The organism is Nostoc sp. EspVER01 (genome assembly GCF_034530635.1).
Lineage (GTDB): Bacteria > Cyanobacteriota > Cyanobacteriia > Cyanobacteriales > Nostocaceae > Nostoc.
The window spans coordinates 87356-107568 of record NZ_JAVRCS010000021.1 but is presented as its reverse complement, the minus strand read 5'-3'; the positions used below and the strand labels follow the sequence as shown (position 1 = coordinate 107568).

Below are 20213 nucleotides of genomic sequence, written 5' to 3'. Positions count from 1 at the left end.
GATTGGGATTGAAACTGTCTGTAAAGGTTGAAATTAATTAAGATTTCCTTAAATATTTTTTGAAATGTCCTCTATATAAATTTTGGGGCGTAATCTTCTTAATAGAAGACTTCTATTTCTGCACTTGCTAATTGTGGATCATTTGCCAAACAAGTTACCCCAAGACTTATTTAAGGATCTAAAGCGGGATTTTCAGGTGATCAATCGGGCGCTGCGGGTGTTAAGTGCCTGTACGCAAGCTGTGATTCGAGCCGTCGATGAAGCAACGCTACTGCAAACCCTTTGTCACCTGATTACTGAAGAGGCGGCTTACCGCATGGCATGGGTTGGGTATGTTTGTCACGACGAAGCTAAGACTGTTGAACCTGTTGTCTGGGCAGGCTACGAAGCTGAATACTTGAAGACTGTGAATATTACCTGGGCAAATACACTACGAGGACAGGGACCGACCGGCAGGGCAATTCGATCGCGCCGGCCCATCGCCTGCCAAAATATGTTGGAAGACCCCAACTTTGCTCCCTGGCGTGAGGCGGCACAGCAACGTGGCTATCAATCCTCGCTGGTAATACCTCTATTTGATGGAGGAGAAGTTTTTGGAACTTTGAATATTTACTCCTCTGAAGCCGATGCGTTTAATCCGCAAGAATTAGCTTTGTTGACAGAACTTTCAGATAGTTTGAGTTTTGGTATCCTAGCCTTGCGGGCAAAGCAGAAACGCCAGCAGCTAGAACAGTCATTGAAACTCTCGGAAGATAAATTTGCCAAAGCTTTTTATAGCAGCCCGATCGCTAAAAGTATCACCACTCTCGATGAGGGACGATATTTGGATGTGAACCATAGTTTTGAGTGGCTGTTTGGGTATGTCCGAGAGGAGGTGCTAGAGCGTACAGCTTTAGAAGTGCAGATTTGGCAGAAAGCAGACGATCGCCAATATATGCTTCAAGAGTTGAAATTCCACAGAAAACTCAGAGACTATGAAGCGAAACTTCAGAAACATAACGGCGAACAAATTCTTTGCTATGTTTCGGCTGAACTAATTCAAATTGAAGAGACAATCTGTATCCTCTCTGCGATTGAAAACATTACCGAACGCAGACAGGCAGAACTGATGATTTTGCGGATCAATGAAGAGTTAGAACAGCGCGTTACCGAACGTACTGCCGAACTGACCGAGGCGACCAAAAAATTGCAACTATTAAATCAGGAGTTGCAGCAATCAAATCAGGAATTAGAACAGTTTGCCTATGTCGCCTCTCACGATTTACAGGAACCCTTGCGGGCGATCGCAGGATATACCCAATTACTAATGAGTGAGTATGGCGATCGCTTTGACAGCACAGCCCAATCCTACGCTAACTTTGTGGTGGATGGGGCAAAGCGAATGCAACAACTCATTCAAGATTTGCTGGCATACTCACGGGTGGGCACTCGTCGTAAGGAATTTGTCACCACTGATTGTAATCTGGCTGTGCAGCAAGCACTACGTAACTTGCGTGTGGCGATCGCTGAAAATCAGGCTACTATCACCGTCGAACCACTACCAACGTTAAACGCAGACCAAAATCAACTAGTGCAACTCTTCCAAAATCTGATTAGTAATGCAATTAAATTCCATGAAGACAATCACCCTGATGTTCAGATTCAATCCACAAAACGCGATCGAGATTATTTATTCCAGGTGAAAGATAATGGTATTGGTATTTCGTCGCAATATTTAGACCAAATCTTTGAGGTATTCAAACGGCTTCACACCCACGATGAATATCCCGGTACAGGAATTGGACTAGCCATCTGTAAAAAAATTGTGACGCGCCATAGTGGAGAAATTTGGGCTGAATCTTCCCTTGGCATCGGTACAACATTTTATTTTACTATCCCCTGTAGTATTTATGAGTAGCAATTCTAATTTACGACCCATTGAAATTTTATTAGTTGAGGACTCTGCTAGTGATGCCAATTTAATCATTCGCGAACTTGGCAAAGCTGAAGTTGCCCATAATTTGCATTGGGTCAAACATGGTGAGGCAGCTATAGATTATCTCTGTCATCGAGAAAAGTTTGTCGATGCCCTACGTCCCGATCTGATTTTGTTGGACTTAAACCTCCCCAGAATAGATGGTCGTGAGGTGTTGAAAATAGTTAAAGCAGATTCAGTTTTGAAACGAATTCCGATTGTAATTTTAACGACATCAAATGATGAAGAAGATGTTCTAGACTCCTATAATTTTAATGCCAATTGCTATATAACCAAACCAATTGATATTCAGAAATTTATTCGTGTTGTTCGACTGATTGATGAGTTTTGGTTGGCTGCTGTTGAGTTACCTGGTGAGTAGAGTTAGCCTCTACCTTTATTAAATCCCTGGTCTAATACTTCATTTATATCCGATATTGTCAGCCACGGAGATTCATTTTTATATGCAGCAAGAATCTATTGAAGTTTTATTAGTAGAAGATAGCCTTACAGATGCCCAGTTGTTTGAACGCGTGTTCTTTAGAGCAGCGACCGGTGATTGGAAACTAGTTCATGCAAAGCGGTTGAGCGAGGCTATTAACTATTGCTGTACGAAATCATTCCATCTGGCATTGCTCGATCTACGGTTGCCTGATTCTGAGGGATTGGCAACTGTATCAAGGTTGCATCAAGTGATTCCTGACATTCCAATTATTATTTTGACCGTATCTGATGATGAAGAATTAGCCTTGGAAGCGATGGCGCAGGGGGCACAGGATTATCTGGTGAAAGATCAGGTGACGATCCAACTTCTGCGGCGTAGTATTCGGTACGCAATCGAGCGATCGCAAATTCTCCAACAACTCAAAAATCGCGAACGAGAAGCATTAGATGCACTGGATAAAGAACGGGAATTAAACCAGCTTAAGTCCTACTTTGTTTCAATGGTATCCCATGAATTTCGGAATCCCTTAAGTGTATTACGAGTTTTGAGTGAAGTGCTACTCCACTATGATAGCAACCTGACTGTGGAGAAGAAAGAAACTTATTCTCAACAGATCAATACAACAGTTAACCACATGTGTCAACTTTTGGATGAAGTGATCTTGTTGGGAAAAGTTGATACAGGGAATTTTGAAATTGAATTAAGTCAACTTCATCTCCAAGATTTTTGTGAGGAGTTAATCGCCTCTTTGGAATATAGCGATAAGAATCAACATTCCATCATTTTAGATTTTCAGTCAAATTTACATCTAATAGAATTGGATGCTGCTCTTTTAAGGCATATCCTTTCCAATCTCATTTCAAATGCACTGAAATATTCTCCATCTGGTAGTGAAGTTCGAGTTGAAGTCAGTTGCCTAAATGATAAAGTGAAGTTTTGTGTTAGCGATCGCGGTATTGGTATTCCTGAAACCGATCGGCATCGATTATTTGAAACCTTTAGCCGTTGCAACAATGTTGGAAAAATTCAAGGAACTGGGCTGGGGTTGGCGATTGTTAAACGTTGTGTTGATTTATATACAGGAGAAATTTCTATTGAAAGCCAAGTTGGTATTGGTACTAACGTTACAGTATTATTACCAATAGGAAATTCTGCGTTCCGCGAAAATTAAGCGAGAAAACACACACCCAAGCAGATATGATGATTGCTGCTACTGCTCAAATTCATCAATTACTCTTAGTAGCTGACAATATCGGTTGCGGTATCCTACTTTTAAATCCTTTTAGGGATTTCCAAGAAATAAATTATTCAATTTTGTGGGGTGGGCAACATGACATTGGTGTCAACTTAAGCTGGAAATAGCTTATCTGTTGGCTTCCATGCCCGCCCGGAAATAAATTTTCGGGCTAATAGCTTAAGTCTACTGAAGTAGACTGGAGATTTTTGGTGCTATTTAGTCATCTTCAGATGACTTTAGCGATGATATCATGTCCGCTTGATTGCTTATTAAACCCGAAGAACCCCACCCCGCCAAAGCTGTGCTTTGTCTCCCCTCCCCGCAGGCGGGGAGGGGTTATTTTATTATGGGTAATTTGGCGAACATGATATGAGACGGGAATTGAAATTCCCGGCGGACAAGCGGTTTCGCGTTAAGTTGACACCAATGGCAACATGAGCGCCCCTAATCATGGGCTATCGTGTCGCCCACCCCACAAGAAATAGTTGGATATTTTTTTATTTGGAAGTCCCATTAGTTAACTAACTCAACTGTGCCACAAGTTGATTCTCCAAAAGTGTGTCATTCGTTAACAAGTCTTCAACCGTGATTCGTAAAAAGCGTTGTTCATCAACTTGAAAGAGGATTTTAATACGATCGCTTCCAGGATACCCGGCTGGTGTCAGTTGGGCAATTGTCCTCGCGCCTTCTTGATCGTTGAGGGGTTTGACGCTGGTTTCACTACTGTCCATACGGCGAGTAATTAAGCGATCGCCATCAAAATAAACCTCAGTACTACCTGTATCTGCTCCCAATTCTCCCATAATTAGTTCAATGCTGGGCTGATTTTCTACAGAAGCGCCTAAGACTAATTCCACTGCTTGACTCATTGGGTATGCCTGTCCAGCTTTAATTAAAGAATGCCATTTGTGACGCTGATTGCGACGATCCCAGTAGCGGATACCATAACTATGGTAAAGAAAGTCCTTGATTTGTATCCCTTGTGCTAACTGTAATGCACCTTGAGCGATCGCTTCAAAGGGACGTTCGCAACGGATTTTTTCTGGCTCAAAATACTGTTTGATCCATGTCTGCACTGCTGGCAATTGCACTGTCCCACCAACTAACAAAACTGCATTAATATCTGGAAGTTCTATCCCTTGCCGTCTTGCTTGCTGCAACAGTGTTGTCATCGACTCATCCAATAACTCAAAAAAAGCGTGTTCTTTGAGGATATTTTCAAAAGTGTCGCGGTTTAGTTCCAGTTCATAACTTTCAAATGTCTCATCGTCAAAATAAACTTCACTAGCTTGATTTTGGGTTGATAGCTGAATTTTTACCCGTTCTGCCAATCTTGTTGTCAAGGGACTTACTGCCAACTCTTGAGTTTTGGCAAAGTAATCTACTAACCAGTTGTCAATATCAGTACCGCCCAGATTTTGCCCAGCTTTCGCCAATACACGGGCAGTTTTGACTTTTTGTTTGGAATCTTCAGCCAGAGACTTATTACCCCACTTGAGGATAAATCCTAACGGCTTGGTGGTTGCTTGGACACCTCGATCCAGCCGCACAAGGGACAAATCCAAAGTACCACCACCAAAGTCAATCACCAAGAGATTTTCTTGATCTGCCAAGCCATAACCCAAGGCGGCGGCTGTGGGTTCATCCAGCATTCGCACTTGTTCGACGGGAAGGGCTTGACAAACTTTTCCCAACCAGTGACGATAAGCTTCAAAACTGTCAACGGGTACAGTTAACACTAAAGAGTCTAACCCTCCTTCCAGGGGTGCTAGTTGTTCAATTACTTGAGTGAGGAACCATTGCCCGACTTGTTCAAAGGTGACAATTTGCCCATCTAATTCTGGTAAGAAACCTTGGATATCTGCACCAATACCGCGTTTGAAGCTGCGGAAAAATCGCGTTTCGCCTTTGAGGTCAAAACCGCGATCGCGTACTTGTTGCCCGACTAAGACTTTATTTTGGGCTGCGTCTTCAACATAAACCAAGCTGGGAATCAGTGGCGGATTGAGACTTTGTTTAATTGATAAGCCTGGTAGAGTCAGGGTTTCTGGCTGCTGGGTTACAGGGTTCCAACGAGCAATGACTGTGTTGCTAGTACCAAAATCGATTGCGATCGCCATATTTTATATTTATTCTCTCGCACAAAGATACCAAAGCTGCTTTATTTGTGATTATTCTCTATAACCCACCAACAATGCAATTAATGATCTAAGGGCAGTTTAATAAAATCAAGAATGCGATGCCTAGATTAGCTACGCTTACGCAAAAAATTATTTGGCGAAACTCCTCCTAACTCCTAACTCCTAACTCCTAACTCTTGATGTAAGCTCAATCTTCATTCCGTAACTGCCAGACTGCACCAAAAGCAGCCCCAGCCCCAGCTAATAATCCAGTACTCATTCCTTGGATAGTTTTTTGGAATGGATCTTGGGTTAGGCACTCACTTGTAACCTTACTGTCTTCCAGGCAGAGACTACTTTCTGCCCAACCAGCAGTACCTCCTAAAATTACACCAGTGATACTACAGGAAACAATTAGCAGCAGAAGACGTTGTGTTTTTCTAGCCATAGATGGATGTTTTACTCAATTTTGTATTTTAGACTTTAGACTGGGTTAGTGTGTAAATACACTTGGTTTAAATAAAAAATTTTAGATTTTTCCATACTTGAGCCACTGTTTAACCGGGCTGCTTCAGCAAAATTATAAATCTAAAATTCTGTCAAAGGTTGGCAAAAGTTGGAAATTTTAGTTGACTCTTAACTACTTTACACATCCAAGCAGCAGATGTCAGCTGGTTTATGGCTCAAGAGGCTAACTCATGTGTATCGCTGTAGTAGTCTGTCTTAATATTGATGGGTAGAACTTTAGTCTTGAGAAAACAAGGACTAAAATCCTTACTAGAAATCCTCAAAACTAGTTTGACGTAGTATTCGATGAGTTACTGTCCACGGATGCTCAAAAAGCATTTAATCAATCTTCAAGTTGAAAGGCAAGCGAGCGTAGATCCCCTGTAGATCGTTCATCTTTTGCAGAATATCTACTTCCTGTTGTAATTTCTGAAATTCAGCGGTGGGGGATTGGATTGTTTGAGTTGCGTCCCCTCAATTCCCAAAGCAGTCCGCGCTTCTGGTGTTGCCCGCCTAAAAAAGCGTTCTCCTGATTACGACCTTGGCAAGGCCAACTCATCCGCCTCGCTGTTCAAATTAGCCTATTTAGGCAAGACTCCAATAAAACAAAAAAAATCTGTGTATTTAGATACTTTTTAGAGATTTTTTTCATAAATGTCATGTTATTGTAACTTAAGCAAAGCCTTGCTCAGTCAATTCAAGGAGTCATGAGTATCGAGTGGTTGATTCATGATCGATAGTAAAAAAGTTCGGTTGAAGTGGCAAAATTATTGGTTTAAAACCTTTGGTAGATGGCGCTCGTGTCCGCTAACCTGTCCAATAGAAAGACCTCATCATCGGCATGTTTTTTGGAGTTGGATCGGTAGTTTTTTAGCCATCACAGCAACGTCCTACCTTGCTGTCAAAACTAATTCTCCTTTGCTGATGGCTCCTTTTGGTGCTACAAGTGTCTTGATCTTTGGTGTCCCTGACAGTCCTTTGGCTCAACCTCGTAATGTCATTGGGGGTAATCTTTTAGCTGCCATAGTGAGTCTGATAATTCTGCATTTTTTCGGTTCCTCTCCCTTGGCAATGGGAATGGCTGTTTCTAGTGCGATCGCAATTATGCAGTTTACCGGAACTGTACACCCACCTTCGGGTGCTGTTGCATTAGTCGTTATGATGACGAAACCGGACTGGCAATTTCTGCTAACACCTGCCTTTGAGGGATCGATGATTCTAGTGCTATGCGCTGTGATCTTTAATAATTTAGCAGCAGAAAGGACGTATCCAAAGCACTGGTTATAACATTAATTTCTAGAGCAAAATTAATCGTATCAAGTACAAAATGTAGGGGCAATTCATGAGTTACCCCTACAAAAAATTACTCAATCTTCAAGTTAAAAGGCAAACGGGCGTAAACTCCTTGCGGATCGTTCATCTTTTGCAGAATCTCTACTTCCTGTTGTAATTTCTGAAATTCAGCGGTGAGGGGATTGGCTGATTTGAGTTGCGCCCCCTCAATGCCTAAAGCAGTCCGCGCCTCTTCTGTTGCCCGCCCAAAAAAGCGTTCTCCGAAGCTGCTAGTGCGAGGATATTCTTGCACTTCCCAGTCTTCTCCTAGTTTCGCTTGTTTGGCAGTGTATGCGATCGCAGTATTCAAACCACCAATTTCATCCACTAAACCAATTTCTTTGGCTGCCTCACCCGACCAAACCCTTCCTTGGGCAATTTCTGCTACTTTTTGTTCTGGGAGTTTCCGACCTTGAGAAACTTTATTCAGAAACATACTATAAATCCGGTTAACACTGCGCTGATAAATTTCTAACTCTTGAGGCGATTTCGGACGCGAAACTGTTTGACTATCAGCATAGCGCCCGGTTTTCACCGAATCCCAAGTAATACCATTATTATTGGCCAGCTTTTCCCCATTGAATAGCACCCCAAACACACCTATTGAGCCTGTAATGGTATTTGGTTCGGCAAAAATGCGATTAGAGTCGCTAGCAATCCAATAACCACCAGAGGCGGCGACATCACCCATTGATACTACAACTGGTTTTACCTCACGAGTTAATTTCACTTCTCGCTGCATGACTTCGGCTGCGGTAGCGCTACCACCAGGACTATTAATTCGTAATACAACAGCCTTCACATCTTTATCTTGTCGTAGTCTGTTGAAGATTTTCGCAAAGCGATCGCCTCCTACTTGCCCATCTTCTCCTTTACCATCGACAATCTCGCCCTCAGCATAAACAACGGCAATTTGATTTTTGGAGTTACGTTCTACACCCAAAGATTTACCAGAAACTTGTGCGTAGCTACTCAGGCTAATTTGTCGAAATGTTTTGTCTTCTTTATCGCTATTTGTAAACTTTTTCAAGTCAGCGACAACTTCATCGGGGTATTGTACTTGATCGACTAAACCGCTAGTTTTGGCTTGTGTGGCTTCTAGTAAAGATTGATTATCTGCGATCGCTTGCAACTTTTCCGGTTCAATTTTCCGACTTCCGCCGACAGCAGTGCGCCACTCTCCCCAAACATCATCCAACAATTTTTGAGTTTGTTCGCGGTTTTCTGGACTCAACTTGTTGAGAATAAATGGTTCAACGGCTCCCTTAAATTTCCCGACTCGCACGACTTGAACACCAATGCCATACTTCTGTAATGCTCCCGTTAAGAACATTGGTTGTGAACTCAAACCGTTGACTTCCATCATTCCCAGAGGATTAAGGACAATGGAATCTGCCACTGAACTCACGTAATATTCCTTTTCACTCCAATCACTGCCATAGGCAACAATCTTTTTTCCCGCAGCGCGAAACTCCTCTAGCGCTTTCCGAATTTCTTTTAGAGAGGCATAGCCAACATTACCAGCTTGGCTTGTGTTAGTTGCATCCAGATAGATCCCGACAATGCGCGGATCGCGTCGCGCCTTTTCCAAAGTTTCTATAACTTTGCGGAGTGCCATTCTATCTTCATCGACACCTGATATTGTGTTTTGAAACAGTTGCCCTGAACTAGGCTCGCCATCAGTAATTTTCATTGACAAGTCAAAAACCAACACTGACTTATTTTTCACATTTGGCCCAGTATCTTTAGACGAGCTAGCAGCCAATATCAGCAAGAACAGTCCAGTGGTTCCCAGACCAGCGAAAATAATTAGTCCTAGTAAAGTGCCAACTAAACTAGCAAAAGTTTGTTTGATAAAATTACGCATTAGTTATTTAGTTATTAGTTATTGGGCAAAACAGTTTCGTTAGCGGTAGCGCGGCATTGAGCCAGTTCTGAGTAAAAAAGTGAGATTCCCCACTCATTACTCATTACTCATTACTCATTACTCATTACTCATTACTCATTACTCATTACTCAACACTCTTGAGGAGCATTGGGCATTTACAAATGACAAATGACCTATCTACTTATTCTATGCGCTGTAAACTGCCAGAGTGCTTTAACTGATACAAGGTGGCATTGCCAGTACAAAATAAGACTGTGGTGATTTCAGCGATTAATACTTCAGCGAGTTCGGCTACTGCTGTCTCCGATGTTGCTGCTGCTTGTAAGAAAGGCATTGCTAAACCAGCTATATCTGCTCCCAAGGCGATCGCAGCTGCAACATCCAATCCATGACGCAAACCTCCCGAAGCAATTAAGGGCACATCTGGTGCGATCGCTCTAATAGTTGTAATGCACTCTGCTGTTGGTAAACCCCAATCGGCAAACGTCCTTCCTAGGCGACGCTGCAATGGATTTTCTGCCCGTTCGCTTTCTACTTTTGCCCAAGAAGTACCGCCCGCACCGGCGACATCAATTGCTGCTACTCCAGCGGCGATGAGTTTGTTGGCGATCGCTGCTGAAATGCCGTTACCAACTTCCTTTGCAATCACGGGTACTGGTAATTTTGAGCATAATATAGAAATCTTGTCAAGCAAACCCCGAAAATTAGTGTCACCTTTGGGTTGAATGCACTCTTGTAAAGGGTTAATGTGTAAAATCAGGGCATCAGCCTCTAAGATATCAACTACCCGCAAACATTCATCTAAGCCGTACTTGTAGTTAAGTTGCACAGCCCCCAAGTTTGCAAGTAGCAGAACGTCAGGGGCATACTTGCGGACAGCAAAAGTATCAGCCACCTGGGGTTTTTCCACCGCTACGCGCTGGGAACCGACACCCATTGCAATTTTGTAGTGTTGTGCTACTTGGGCCAAACGTTGGTTAATGATTGCGGCTTGTTCTGTTCCGCCAGTCATGGAAGAAATTAATAAGGGTGCGTCAAGGTGTTTCCCCAAAAAAGTTGTACTGATATCAATATCGTCGTGGTTCAATTCGGGTAAGCAAGAATGGGTGAAGCGATAACGTTCTAGTCCATTGGTGATTCGATCGCACTGAACATCTTCTTCTAAGCAGATGCGAATGTGATCGGCTTTGCGATTTTGAGTTTGTGCAGAGATATTGGTAGGGGCGTTCACTGGTGGGTATGGCTAAAAGGATTTGCTTGCGATCGCTATTGTTACATTGTCTGCAACCGTATTTGTATAACAAAAATATTTATTTTTGCTATCTTTCGGGTACGTTACGCTATTGATAACATACCCATTCACTCATTTTATGAGTTAATTAATATGGTTTTACAAACAGAAAAGCGTTATTACACCCCAGAAGAATATTTGGAATTAGAAGAGAAAGCTGAATATAAAAATGAATACAGAGATGGAGAAATTATACCTATGACAGGGGGAACAACTAACCACAACAAAATTGCACTTAATTTTTGTCGCAAGTTTCCCCTGACAGTGCAAGGTCAAGCTTATGACATATATATGGCTGATGTTAAAGTATCAATACCCCGTTATCGCCTTTATACTTATCCTGATATTATAGTCATCAAAGGTAAGCCTATTTATGAGGGAACAGGTACAACAACTATTACCAATCCCTTATTAATTGTTGAAGTCTTATCAAATTCAACTAAAAATTATGACAAAATAGATAAGTTTAAATATTATCGTTCGATTCCTGGTTTTCAAGAATATATTATGATTGACCAGTATAGTTTTGCTGTGGAACAATTTGCCAAGCAAGCAGAAGGTCAATGGATTTTCAAGGAATATGAAAGTGAAGATGCATTTTTAGTCTTAGATTCTATCGATTTTCAAATTGCCTTGCGTGATCTTTACGAACGGGTGAATTTTGAGTTGATTGAGGAATAAAACTGTGATCGTGCGCTGCTTATGGCGTGGGCATCATTCACAGCGAATGATGCCTAATTGTTGCTCATTACGCCGTCTGTGTAAATCAGTAACTATGACGTATAAATCAGCTTACATAAACACTTGTCCTTGTGTTGCCTATTCTCTTCAGTATCACATAAAATCTGAGTATAATAAACTTTTTGTATAAAAATTGACCCTAAGTTTTACTTACCAAACCTGTTACATAACTTTTAATCGGTTAGCCTCTAACCCATGTCCATTAAGGGTTTTAGTTAATTTTGTTTCCAACTCAGTATTTACACTTCCAGTCTCCAAATTTCAACATTACCTGTAACATCAACCTGACAAGCTAACCGCGCATGAGAATGATTAGCTGCTAAAGTTTCCAGCATTTCTTGTTCATCAGATTGAGGAGGAAGAATATCACCAATAACCTCAACTAAACAAGTGCCACAAATACCAGTCCGACAACCAAATAAAACAGGTGAATTCTGAATCGTGAGATGTTCAGACAAATTTTCATGACATTCCAGAGTGATAGGAACAAAATCACTTCCCGGAAAGTATATCTTACAGAAGTCAGCCATAATAAGCAACAATCTTACCTAAACAACACTTTTCCATTCCTCTCTGCGCCGGTCACTGAGCGTAGTCGTAAAGCCTGCGGCATAGCTTCGCTTCGGGCGCAGCCTCTTGTAGAGAAGTGCTGCGTCTCTGCGTGAGCTAAAAATAAATCCCCTCGGTTTTCAAAACCTTGAAAAGCCATTTTTTGAGTCGCCAAATATCGAGAAATTGAATTAGTAGCCATCAGCGACATATCCCGATTACGTTGCCAAAGATAATCGAGCTTTTCAATATACACCTGATAAGATTTCATTGCCTCCTGATGAGTTGAGAAACTGCGCTGCAATCCTTCCGACTCCTCCGTAAAACAACACCGCATCATTTCTTTAGCATCATTGTCACTCATCTCAAAAATAGGCGATCGCAACACCCGATAAATCTTGCCATACAGCGCCGGATCGTACCAAAAAATCCCGTTTATCGCAGCCGAAAAATGAAAATGATCGCGCTGACATCCTAGCAATCCTAAATTAGCCACCAGTCGCTCAAAAGCAGTCGGTGGCTTAAGGCAAGTGACAACATCGTGAGATATAATTGTCGAACTATTGAAGTGAAAGCTTTCATCCATAAAGTGATAATAGGAGACTTTAGCCGGAATTGGAGCAGCTTCAGGATGGGGATGCTTTTGATAATAATTGCTGAGTTTGTGCTGTACTAACTTGCCGTTTAGTGTCCGCACTCCCCGGACTGTAAAATACTGACAAGCCAAAAAAGTATTATTCGCAGAAATCAGCCCAAAGTATTGAAGTTGAATTTTTTTCCACCAAGTTTTTAGGGCATTGGTGTCAGCATAAACCATCGTTTCTGTAAAGGGGCCGCGCATGGGGTAGGTAAAGATAAGTTCCCCAAACAACGCTTGTTCAACCTCTTTGGCAATTGTGCGGAAGGCGTTAATGTGCGATCGCTCTTGGGCGGATTCCAAATCTAAGGTATCGCAGATTAAGCGAAAATCCTCTTGGGCGTAAAGTCCGGCTGCACTGGTTTGATTGAAAAAGATAGTGGCAATTTCCGCAGAAACAATTTGTGAGTAGTAAGCTACCCAGTAAAGTTGGTTTAAAATTATACGCTGATGTTGACTGGACTGTTCCCATAAAGGTGTACCATATAGGAGGGAAAATTCCTCTGGGTTCCAATACTCGTTTTGACAATCTTCGTAGCGAAAATTGCTAACTGCTTCATCCATTAAAGCAGTATGATCTTGCTGTTTGTTGCGGGTGTGGTTAATTTGTAATTTGCGATGAATAGTTTTTTCCATATCCGTTTTGATTTAACGCAGAGATAAGATTGATATTGATTACACACATTGATGAGCGGGGAGTGGTTCAAAGGCTCCGCGTTCTTCTAAATTTTGCAGGATAGACTGGGCTGATTTTATCCCCATGAGCGATCGCAATATTTGTAATCGGGTTCCACTATGGGTTTCGGTATCCAGTTCTTCTAGAATTTGGATTTTTTGCGATCGCGTCAGATGTCCTTTCACTTGTTCAACTGCTGCTAGTACACTTTGTGGCCCCACCTGTACCATAAACAAAAACTGTGCCAATACATCGAGAATTGTTGTTTGACTCAATGCTGAAACAGAAGTTTGATTAAACAAGGTGGTTCCCGTAGCGTGATGACGAGATTCAGATTGTAAAAAACTGGAAAAAAGTTCTGCTAAAACTGGATGGCGACATTCCTTAGCTAAACGCCGATAATGGCTTAAACCCCATCCTTCTAAAACCACTTGCAGCACAAACAATAAAACTGTTTTATCTGCACTTTCAACCACTTCTGATAATAAGCGCAAAAACGGATCGTCCGTACTAGTTACTTCCATTGCTGGTAAAAAATGGCTAATTTGGTGAAGGTGGGTAGCTTCATCAGCCGTAAACAATGCATAAAGCATTCGCTCTTCAACTGTTTCTGCAAACAATACCATTTTTGCCATGTAGCCAACACCTGCTTTCTCAATGAAATATGATTCTTCTAAGAAACTGCGGTTGGCAAGTTCCAAAATAGCTGATTGTTCATTAATATTAGATTGTTGAAAAACTTTAACTTGATGTAAATTGAAAAATTCCGCATCCCAATAATTTAATTTTGGGTAATTAGCATAATTATTCTGATTGGGTAATGCTGCTGTTAATATCCGTCGCAAACGGTCATCATAATCTGTGTGTGGGAGATCAAAACCGACAATGTTATATTTTGAATCCATGTTCAGGGCTAGGTGTTGATAGGGTTTGAACATTTTGATAATTAATAGTTTCCCAAGTTCCCCAGGTTAAAGCTTTCTGTTGATTAACGTGCTGAATAAATTGCAGAATAGATTGATCTGCTTTAGTAGGAGTTTTCAAATCAAACTGAATTGTCTGAAATACCTGCGTATCCCCTTTTGCGAAGTAATTACCAACCTGCTGAGTTAACCATAATAAACCACGATTTAAAACCCATCCCCAAAATCCCGAACGCTTAGGAGTCACAAGAATTGTTTGCCCTTCAGTTTTACCACCTTCGATCATTCGCAGTGTAAATATAATGTAGAAATGCAGAAAATCCGGGCCTAGCGTCACAGTTCCAGTGCTGCCATACCAGTAACACATACTATAAGTAACTTCGTTGCAATATAAAGGACGAATCAGGCGAATTAACCAAGAATCATCACCTCCTCGTGTAGTGTTGCTGAAGCTAATAGCGTTAGGGTTGAGGTTTTGAGAATCAAATACAATCTCTAAGGGCAGATTGTGTACTGTATTGAAATGGTGAGCATCAATCGCATTAATTAGTAAGACATTGGGATGACAGTTTTTGACAAATCGAGTTCCCAATGTATAATCGCAATCTGCCTGTTCTAACTCTGGTACAAAAGGCAGCGAACTTGGCTTTTCTTCTCCCACCCAAACCCAAATCATGCCGTACTTTTCTGCCGTATGCCAAGTTTTAATACACACAGGTAGCGGTTTTCCGATAGAAGGAACATCTACACAAATTCCGCGACTGTCATACTTCCAATTATGAAAAAAGCAGCGAATTCCATCATCTTCTACCTTACCTTCTGCTAAATGAGCGCCCATGTGTGGACAATAAGCATCTATAGCTACTACCTGACCACTAACTCCCCGGTAAATCGCCAGATTTCTACCTAGCAAAGTTATCGCTTTTACCTTGCCAATTTTTAATTTTTTTGATGGTAATGCCCAGTACCATCCTTCTATAAATTGTGTTGAGTTATTAAAGTTTAAGTGTGGGTTGGTAGATGGCATAAAAGTTAAACAATAACACAATCTTGCACAAATTTTAATGATGATTCTGACTTCCACATCCGTTGTCCAGAACGGGTGAGATTGTCATAATTAATTTCAGTTAAACAAACTAATTCATTCCCTAACCGATAATCGGGATTTTTTGCCTCAAAAAATTGGATATGGGGATTAGTTTGTCGTCCTGATGGAATTTCAATCAACCCCTCCCGTAAAATTTGGGGATGCGGAAATCGGACAATACCACTTGCTTCTTGATATAAGCTACCATAATATTCCTGTGCCAAATTACCCATTAAATGCTTAACATCAGTAGGTGTTGTGACATCATAACGGGGGTAGAAATCTTGCCAAAAAGTAGGGAGAAAACGATAAGTGCGAAAACCAGAGCAAATTAGCAGCCAGTAAAGTTTATTTGCTGCATAGTGTTGATGCAGAAAGTTGATGGCGGCAATCCAACTACGTGGTAGTGTTGTACTCGACCAAGCACTAGGATCAACAATAGTGTCGCCGGAATACACCACACTAATTTTTTCTCCCAAAAAAGTCTTTTGGCATAACATCAGAGTTGAAAATCCTTTAAGTGCGTTGGATGTTTCATCTCTCAACAACAAAACCCAGTTTTTGCGCTCTAAATCGACTAGAAAGCCATCCCAGGTTATACCTTTAAAGTGATTTTGCAGCAACGCATACATGGCGGTGCGATCGCTTCGCTGCAAATTTTCAACAGGAATCAGCAAACTCTTCATTACTCGTAAATTACTTAAATTCGATTTGTATTATATTTAATTAAAACTTTATCGACCATTATGGTAAATTTACGGTGTAATGTGACAGATTCCAGAATGGTTATTTACGTTACAATTCTATATTCACATCTTGCACCTTCTCAATATAGAGTTGATGGAAATCGCCCACTCTACAAAATAATTAAGATGTATTGAGATTGAGAAACAAAACGCAACATTACCAAAACTTTTGTTGGGTTACGCGATCGCTAACCCAATGTACTATTCTACACCCCTATTTTTTGACCATCGAGACGGTTTTAGCTGGTTTACATAGTCCATATATTCAGCTAATGGCCGATCAATACTAAGGAGCAACTTCGGATTAAAGCGAATATTGTCGTAAATTTTGCCATCCTCATCTCTGAGCATATAGTAAGCCAAGCGAGTACAGAATAGCAAAAACTGACTCAGCAAATATCCCACAATACCTTTACGTTTTTCAGTTACATAAATCGGTTGAATTCTCGTTCTTCCAGGTGCAATTGGAGTATAAGCATATATCATAAACAGTGGCGGAAAAAGCCTAACATCTTTCATCATTGTTAACAAGCCAATGCAGCCATGAGCATAACGCATTGAATACTGATATGAAGAACCAAGAAATCTTTGACCTAATTGTTCTCGAAAGGTAGTTTTGGGGAATTGTCCCCGCATAGTAAAGTCGATTTGCGTCCCTAATTCGCTGCGATGTAGGGATAGATCCATTTTGATATCTAAATGATGAATTGTTTTTAAATGTTGAGCATCAATCCCATTCATCATACAAATATGATGGTGGCAACTTCTTTCAAATGCAATATCAGCTTGTGCAACAATTTCTTTTCCCTTCAAATCATCAAAATCAGCCACTCCCTCTGGTGCTTTAGTATCTGGATAAATCCAGATAAATCCATACTTTTCTTCTGTTGCATAAGCTTGTAATTTAGCTTGGTTAGGAATTTCTGATTGACAGGGAATATTTTGACAAATTCCTGTTTCATCAAATGCCCAATGATGAAATGCACAACGAATCCAATTACCATCAACCTTCCCAATTCCTAAATCTGTCCCCAAATGAGGGCAGTAAGCATCCAAAGCCCGTACTTGCCCATCTTCACCTCTAAAAATGGCAATCTTATGACCGCATACTTCTACAGATTTTGCTGTTTTTTTAGGGATTTCATCACTAGGACAGGCAATATACCAACCCTTAGCAATTACATTCCAATTATTGAATATTTGCATAATTGTTTGATAGATAATTATTTAATATTTCTTGCCGTTGGCGAATATCATCTCGATATTTACCCGTCAAAATTCTAAATAACATTTTACCTAAACAATAAGAAGCCCGCCAAGAAAATACAGCATCTTGTAAATCAATATGGCTACGCTCAAATAAAAAATGTCCAGTTAATCCCAATAATTGAGTTAATGGTAAGGCTAAGAGTAACCAAAAGTTTTGCAATTTCCAAGTATAAAAAAGTAAACTGTAAAAAAAGAATATTCCTAGAATGTGGAGAGTAATATTAATTGGATGTTGATGTTTAAGAATAAAAATATCCCAATACTCTGTAAAAGGATGATCCAGAATTTGATTATTAATCCGATTTCTCAAGCTTTGTTGAGGATTAGAATTGATATTACTCATAAGAGAGTTTGTGAAAAAGGGATATATTTTATACATCAATAGTCATTATCGGCCACACAAATACCTTTACATTTAATACCGTTCGTAGCAGTGCGCTGACAATGAGGACATAGAACTTTTTCATTTTCTGTTTCTTTATTTATGTTTATACTACTGCTTGCCTGTAGCTTGTCTTTTTCGATCTGGAGTTTTACATCGATAGGATCGGGTTTTTCAATAGGAAAATGTGCCTTTTCGCAACCTTCTACTAAGGTACTTAGCACATCTAATCGATCGCATTCAGGTGTATTAGCGACAGTATCAAACAGCAACTCAATTTCTCGAAGAGCTTCCTGATAGTCAGCTTGGGTTCTAATTGGACGTAATTCCATACATCAACCTCTATTTAGATAGAGTCACTTCAAGAGATACTAACTTTTATCCCGAATTAAGCCTAACATTCCTAATCAGCGATCACACTTTTTACCAAATTTAGAACTATTGGTTATTTTCCAATAATTGTGCTGCACTATAAAATGGTTCTCCTTCAAAATTTAAGCACTCCAACTTTTTCAAAAGTAAATCCTTCAAATCCAAGTGATTATGCTCGACAAGAACACATCGTAAATCATAACCATCCATCAAAATAATTGATTTATCGTAATTCTGCTTTAGTAATGGGCATACATTTTTTGACCAACCATTAATTGACAGAAACAAGCCTAATGTCTGCTTACCCGATCTACTAATTTTACCATAAAGGCTATCAAGTTGCCGTATATCTGTTAGACTTTGAGTCCATTTGCATTCAACTAAGTAGTACCAGCTTTCAAGCTTAAATGCACCGTCTATTTGTTCACCACCTTCATTCCTCTTAAAGCTCTTTTGAGTTGGGATCTCATAAAGAGAAAAAATACGTTCTAGTAAATCTTCAAGTAAGAATCCTCGTTTATTTTTATCTTCCGAATTTGTTAAACCTGCAAACTTATCGAATTCTGACAACAGCTTAGATAGAAGCAAAGAAAATTGCTCTTTCTTTAAATAATCTTCATCACATTTTCTTGTAATACCTTCTTTTAATCTTTTAGCAATTTTTTCACATTCGTCAAATAAGTTTTTATTTTCATAGCTAACAACTTGATTAGCTATTAACTTCTTCGTACTCCAATATTCTAATAATTTTTCTAGTAACTGTCCTACTATAGGATTAGGTTCTTCTTTCCAAAATTTTCTTAATCGATTTGCTTTTGAGCCACTTTGATAATTATATTTTTCATCATATATATCGATGTTCAAGCTTTCTAAGATAAATTCCTGAAAGGTTCTGTTTGAAAAATCTAGTATATAACCACCACCCATTTCGAGCAGCTTTTCTAACTTAAGTTTTTCAATACTTGTTAAGTCTGACATTTTGTATCGAATCTAAAAGTAAACATGAAAGTTATTTGTCTGTCTATGCTTTGTTTTTGCTGACATACCTCGAAAAAGTTTTTGTCAGGTAAGTTTTTATTAGGCTTTTTTCTTGCTCAATTGAACTATAACCTAATTATCGAACCAGAACTAAGATTTTTAGCATAATGCTAAACTCTCAAACTTATCTTTGCGCCTCTGGTCTGTGCGTGACATACTTCAACAAGGAGACAAAACAGTTCCCAACTTTTCACGCCCCAGGCGATCGCTCACCTTGCCCACACAAAGAAGCTGAATCCCATTAATATAAGTTCCCTTTAATCGGTATATTATATCGATATATCAGATATGATATAAATACAGTATGGGAGATCAAAGTAAACCTTTAGTTTGGTTACATGGTGAAGTTAAAACCCCACCTTTCACTCAAGAAGCACGCATAGAAACAGGTGTTCTGCTCAGACAATTACAGGAAGGTGAATCCGTTGGGTTGCCACATTCACGCCCTATGCCAAGTATAGGAATTCACTGTTATAAATTACGTATTAGAGATACAGATAAAAACTGGAGAATCATTTATCGAATTGATGACGACACAATCTTGATTGTTGAAGTTTTTAATAAAACAACCAGAACAACATCCAAAAACGTAATTGAGATTTGCAAAAAGCGTCTGAGCAAATATGATACCGATCAATAGGAGTAATGCGATGGATCGAGCTAAGAGAGAACGTTTGGAATCTAAAGGCTGGAAAATTGGCACAGTTTCAGATTTTTTGGAGTTAACACCCGAAGAAACTATCTTTGTTGAAATTAAGCTAGCTCTCAGCCAAAACTTGAAAGAGCGTCGGCAAAAACTGATGACTCAAAGTGAACTCGCTACTAAGATTAGTTCTAGCCAACCTCGGATTGCTAAAGCTGAAAATGGCGATGCTTCAGTATCAATTGAATTGTTGATTCGGGCAATGTTAGCAACAGGTGCAACTCCTCAAGATATTGGACAAGTCATTGCTGATGTGGAGTAAAAGCAATTCAATGCTCCCCTCTCAAACTTATCTCCGCACCTCTGCGCCTCTGCG

21 protein-coding genes and 1 pseudogene are annotated in these 20213 nt (G+C 40.2%); 8 read left to right on the top strand and 14 right to left on the bottom strand.

The features are described from left to right. Positions 1 to 133: 133 nt before the first annotated feature. From RMX69_RS18545 to RMX69_RS18530, 4 genes are all read left to right on the top strand, one after another. A complete protein-coding gene (locus RMX69_RS18545) occupies positions 134 to 1897 on the top strand; it encodes an ATP-binding protein (protein WP_322638326.1) in 1764 nt (587 codons plus the stop codon). Beyond that, the gene (locus RMX69_RS18540; RefSeq protein ID WP_322638325.1) at positions 1890 to 2336 is read left to right on the top strand and encodes a response regulator; all 447 of its coding nucleotides are present in this window, start codon (positions 1890 to 1892) and stop codon (positions 2334 to 2336) included. Before RMX69_RS18545 ends, RMX69_RS18540 begins: the two co-directional genes overlap by 8 nt. 82 nt (positions 2337 to 2418) lie before the next feature. Continuing rightward, positions 2419 to 3570 (top strand): HAMP domain-containing sensor histidine kinase, encoded by a 1152-nt coding sequence (locus RMX69_RS18535; protein ID WP_322638324.1) that lies wholly within the window; start codon positions 2419 to 2421, stop codon positions 3568 to 3570. Positions 3571 to 3596: 26 nt separating this feature from the next. Further along, positions 3597 to 3761, top strand: coding sequence for a hypothetical protein (locus RMX69_RS18530; protein WP_322638323.1), 165 nt, complete (start codon positions 3597 to 3599; stop codon positions 3759 to 3761). A gap of 396 nt (positions 3762 to 4157) precedes the next feature. On the opposite strand, the gene RMX69_RS18525 is transcribed toward RMX69_RS18530, so the two are convergent. The 3 genes and pseudogenes from RMX69_RS18525 to RMX69_RS29470 all read right to left on the bottom strand — a co-directional run. Further along, complete coding sequence (locus tag RMX69_RS18525; protein ID WP_322638322.1) at positions 4158 to 5756, bottom strand: Hsp70 family protein; 1599 nt, start codon at positions 5754 to 5756, stop codon at positions 4158 to 4160. Between the two features lie 208 nt (positions 5757 to 5964). Beyond that, positions 5965 to 6204 (bottom strand): hypothetical protein, encoded by a 240-nt coding sequence (locus tag RMX69_RS18520; RefSeq protein ID WP_104909601.1) that lies wholly within the window; start codon positions 6202 to 6204, stop codon positions 5965 to 5967. A gap of 398 nt (positions 6205 to 6602) precedes the next feature. After that, positions 6603 to 6790: pseudogene (locus RMX69_RS29470) on the bottom strand (signal peptide peptidase SppA); the annotation flags it as partial. Positions 6791 to 6992: 202 nt separating this feature from the next. Between RMX69_RS29470 and RMX69_RS18515 the strand changes: the two are divergent. Further along, positions 6993 to 7550, top strand: a complete 558-nt coding sequence (locus RMX69_RS18515; RefSeq protein ID WP_289799537.1) for an HPP family protein — start codon at positions 6993 to 6995, stop codon at positions 7548 to 7550. A gap of 76 nt (positions 7551 to 7626) precedes the next feature. Here RMX69_RS18515 and sppA read toward each other — a convergent pair whose 3' ends face one another. Together sppA and fni are read right to left on the bottom strand one after the other, a co-directional pair. Next, positions 7627 to 9462, bottom strand: a complete 1836-nt coding sequence (gene sppA, locus RMX69_RS18510; protein WP_322638321.1) for a signal peptide peptidase SppA — start codon at positions 9460 to 9462, stop codon at positions 7627 to 7629. Between the two features lie 202 nt (positions 9463 to 9664). Then, the gene (gene fni, locus RMX69_RS18505; RefSeq protein WP_322638320.1) at positions 9665 to 10714 is read right to left on the bottom strand and encodes a type 2 isopentenyl-diphosphate Delta-isomerase; all 1050 of its coding nucleotides are present in this window, start codon (positions 10712 to 10714) and stop codon (positions 9665 to 9667) included. 153 nt (positions 10715 to 10867) lie between these two features. On the opposite strand from fni, the gene RMX69_RS18500 reads away from it, so the two are divergent. Beyond that, positions 10868 to 11455, top strand: a complete 588-nt coding sequence (locus RMX69_RS18500; RefSeq protein WP_322638319.1) for a Uma2 family endonuclease — start codon at positions 10868 to 10870, stop codon at positions 11453 to 11455. 299 nt (positions 11456 to 11754) lie between these two features. Here the strand turns inward: RMX69_RS18500 and RMX69_RS18495 are convergent, their stop codons facing one another. The 9 genes from RMX69_RS18495 to RMX69_RS18455 all read right to left on the bottom strand — a co-directional run bounded on the left by RMX69_RS18495 (position 11755) and on the right by RMX69_RS18455 (position 19134). After that, positions 11755 to 12045 (bottom strand): 2Fe-2S iron-sulfur cluster-binding protein, encoded by a 291-nt coding sequence (locus tag RMX69_RS18495; protein ID WP_322638318.1) that lies wholly within the window; start codon positions 12043 to 12045, stop codon positions 11755 to 11757. A gap of 14 nt (positions 12046 to 12059) precedes the next feature. Continuing rightward, the gene (locus RMX69_RS18490; protein WP_322638317.1) at positions 12060 to 13337 is read right to left on the bottom strand and encodes a P-aminobenzoate N-oxygenase AurF; all 1278 of its coding nucleotides are present in this window, start codon (positions 13335 to 13337) and stop codon (positions 12060 to 12062) included. Positions 13338 to 13376: 39 nt separating this feature from the next. Next, the gene (locus tag RMX69_RS18485) at positions 13377 to 14282 is read right to left on the bottom strand and encodes a ferritin-like domain-containing protein (protein WP_289799543.1); all 906 of its coding nucleotides are present in this window, start codon (positions 14280 to 14282) and stop codon (positions 13377 to 13379) included. Then, complete coding sequence (locus RMX69_RS18480; protein WP_322638316.1) at positions 14266 to 15327, bottom strand: aromatic ring-hydroxylating dioxygenase subunit alpha; 1062 nt, start codon at positions 15325 to 15327, stop codon at positions 14266 to 14268. Before RMX69_RS18480 ends, RMX69_RS18485 begins: the two co-directional genes overlap by 17 nt. Before the next feature lie 5 nt (positions 15328 to 15332). Then, positions 15333 to 16073: a hypothetical protein gene (locus RMX69_RS18475; RefSeq protein ID WP_322638315.1), complete on the bottom strand. Its 741-nt coding sequence runs from the start codon at positions 16071 to 16073 to the stop codon at positions 15333 to 15335. A gap of 261 nt (positions 16074 to 16334) precedes the next feature. Further along, the gene (locus RMX69_RS18470) at positions 16335 to 17339 is read right to left on the bottom strand and encodes an aromatic ring-hydroxylating dioxygenase subunit alpha (RefSeq protein ID WP_322638314.1); all 1005 of its coding nucleotides are present in this window, start codon (positions 17337 to 17339) and stop codon (positions 16335 to 16337) included. After that, positions 17323 to 17745, bottom strand: coding sequence for an Mpo1-like protein (locus RMX69_RS18465; protein ID WP_289799547.1), 423 nt, complete (start codon positions 17743 to 17745; stop codon positions 17323 to 17325). Before RMX69_RS18465 ends, RMX69_RS18470 begins: the two co-directional genes overlap by 17 nt. 35 nt (positions 17746 to 17780) lie before the next feature. Beyond that, positions 17781 to 18116 carry a hypothetical protein gene (locus RMX69_RS18460; RefSeq protein WP_322638336.1) on the bottom strand — a complete coding sequence of 112 codons (336 nt, stop codon included), beginning with the start codon at positions 18114 to 18116 and terminating at the stop codon, positions 17781 to 17783. Positions 18117 to 18222: 106 nt separating this feature from the next. Then, complete coding sequence (locus RMX69_RS18455) at positions 18223 to 19134, bottom strand: restriction endonuclease (protein WP_289799548.1); 912 nt, start codon at positions 19132 to 19134, stop codon at positions 18223 to 18225. A gap of 364 nt (positions 19135 to 19498) precedes the next feature. Here RMX69_RS18455 and RMX69_RS18450 point away from each other — a divergent pair, with 364 nt between their 5' ends. Further along, positions 19499 to 19834, top strand: coding sequence for a type II toxin-antitoxin system RelE/ParE family toxin (locus tag RMX69_RS18450; protein ID WP_322638313.1), 336 nt, complete (start codon positions 19499 to 19501; stop codon positions 19832 to 19834). 10 nt (positions 19835 to 19844) lie between these two features. Continuing rightward, positions 19845 to 20159, top strand: a complete 315-nt coding sequence (locus RMX69_RS18445) for a helix-turn-helix transcriptional regulator (RefSeq protein ID WP_322638312.1) — start codon at positions 19845 to 19847, stop codon at positions 20157 to 20159. Positions 20160 to 20213: the final 54 nt, after the last annotated feature.

Excerpts from the sequence above, each read along its gene's own strand:
- RMX69_RS18460 (WP_322638336.1), bottom strand. The coding sequence starts at position 18,116 with ATGGAATTACGTCCAATTAGAACCCAAGCTGACTATCAGGAAGCTCTT.
- RMX69_RS18475 (WP_322638315.1), bottom strand. The coding sequence starts at position 16,073 with ATGAAGAGTTTGCTGATTCCTGTTGAAAATTTGCAGCGAAGCGATCGC.
- RMX69_RS18485 (WP_289799543.1), bottom strand. The coding sequence starts at position 14,282 with ATGGATTCAAAATATAACATTGTCGGTTTTGATCTCCCACACACAGAT.
- RMX69_RS18500 (WP_322638319.1), top strand. The coding sequence starts at position 10,868 with ATGGTTTTACAAACAGAAAAGCGTTATTACACCCCAGAAGAATATTTG.
- RMX69_RS18450 (WP_322638313.1), top strand. The coding sequence starts at position 19,499 with ATGGGAGATCAAAGTAAACCTTTAGTTTGGTTACATGGTGAAGTTAAA.
- RMX69_RS18445 (WP_322638312.1), top strand. The coding sequence starts at position 19,845 with ATGGATCGAGCTAAGAGAGAACGTTTGGAATCTAAAGGCTGGAAAATT.
- RMX69_RS18480 (WP_322638316.1), bottom strand. The coding sequence starts at position 15,327 with ATGCCATCTACCAACCCACACTTAAACTTTAATAACTCAACACAATTT.
- RMX69_RS18495 (WP_322638318.1), bottom strand. The coding sequence starts at position 12,045 with ATGGCTGACTTCTGTAAGATATACTTTCCGGGAAGTGATTTTGTTCCT.
- RMX69_RS18465 (WP_289799547.1), bottom strand. The coding sequence starts at position 17,745 with ATGAGTAATATCAATTCTAATCCTCAACAAAGCTTGAGAAATCGGATT.
- RMX69_RS18470 (WP_322638314.1), bottom strand. The coding sequence starts at position 17,339 with ATGCAAATATTCAATAATTGGAATGTAATTGCTAAGGGTTGGTATATT.
- RMX69_RS18540 (WP_322638325.1), top strand. The coding sequence starts at position 1,890 with ATGAGTAGCAATTCTAATTTACGACCCATTGAAATTTTATTAGTTGAG.
- RMX69_RS18535 (WP_322638324.1), top strand. The coding sequence starts at position 2,419 with ATGCAGCAAGAATCTATTGAAGTTTTATTAGTAGAAGATAGCCTTACA.
- RMX69_RS18455 (WP_289799548.1), bottom strand. The coding sequence starts at position 19,134 with ATGTCAGACTTAACAAGTATTGAAAAACTTAAGTTAGAAAAGCTGCTC.
- RMX69_RS18530 (WP_322638323.1), top strand. The coding sequence starts at position 3,597 with ATGATGATTGCTGCTACTGCTCAAATTCATCAATTACTCTTAGTAGCT.
- RMX69_RS18490 (WP_322638317.1), bottom strand. The coding sequence starts at position 13,337 with ATGGAAAAAACTATTCATCGCAAATTACAAATTAACCACACCCGCAAC.
- RMX69_RS18520 (WP_104909601.1), bottom strand. The coding sequence starts at position 6,204 with ATGGCTAGAAAAACACAACGTCTTCTGCTGCTAATTGTTTCCTGTAGT.
- sppA (WP_322638321.1), bottom strand. The coding sequence starts at position 9,462 with ATGCGTAATTTTATCAAACAAACTTTTGCTAGTTTAGTTGGCACTTTA.
- RMX69_RS18515 (WP_289799537.1), top strand. The coding sequence starts at position 6,993 with ATGATCGATAGTAAAAAAGTTCGGTTGAAGTGGCAAAATTATTGGTTT.
- RMX69_RS18525 (WP_322638322.1), bottom strand. The coding sequence starts at position 5,756 with ATGGCGATCGCAATCGATTTTGGTACTAGCAACACAGTCATTGCTCGT.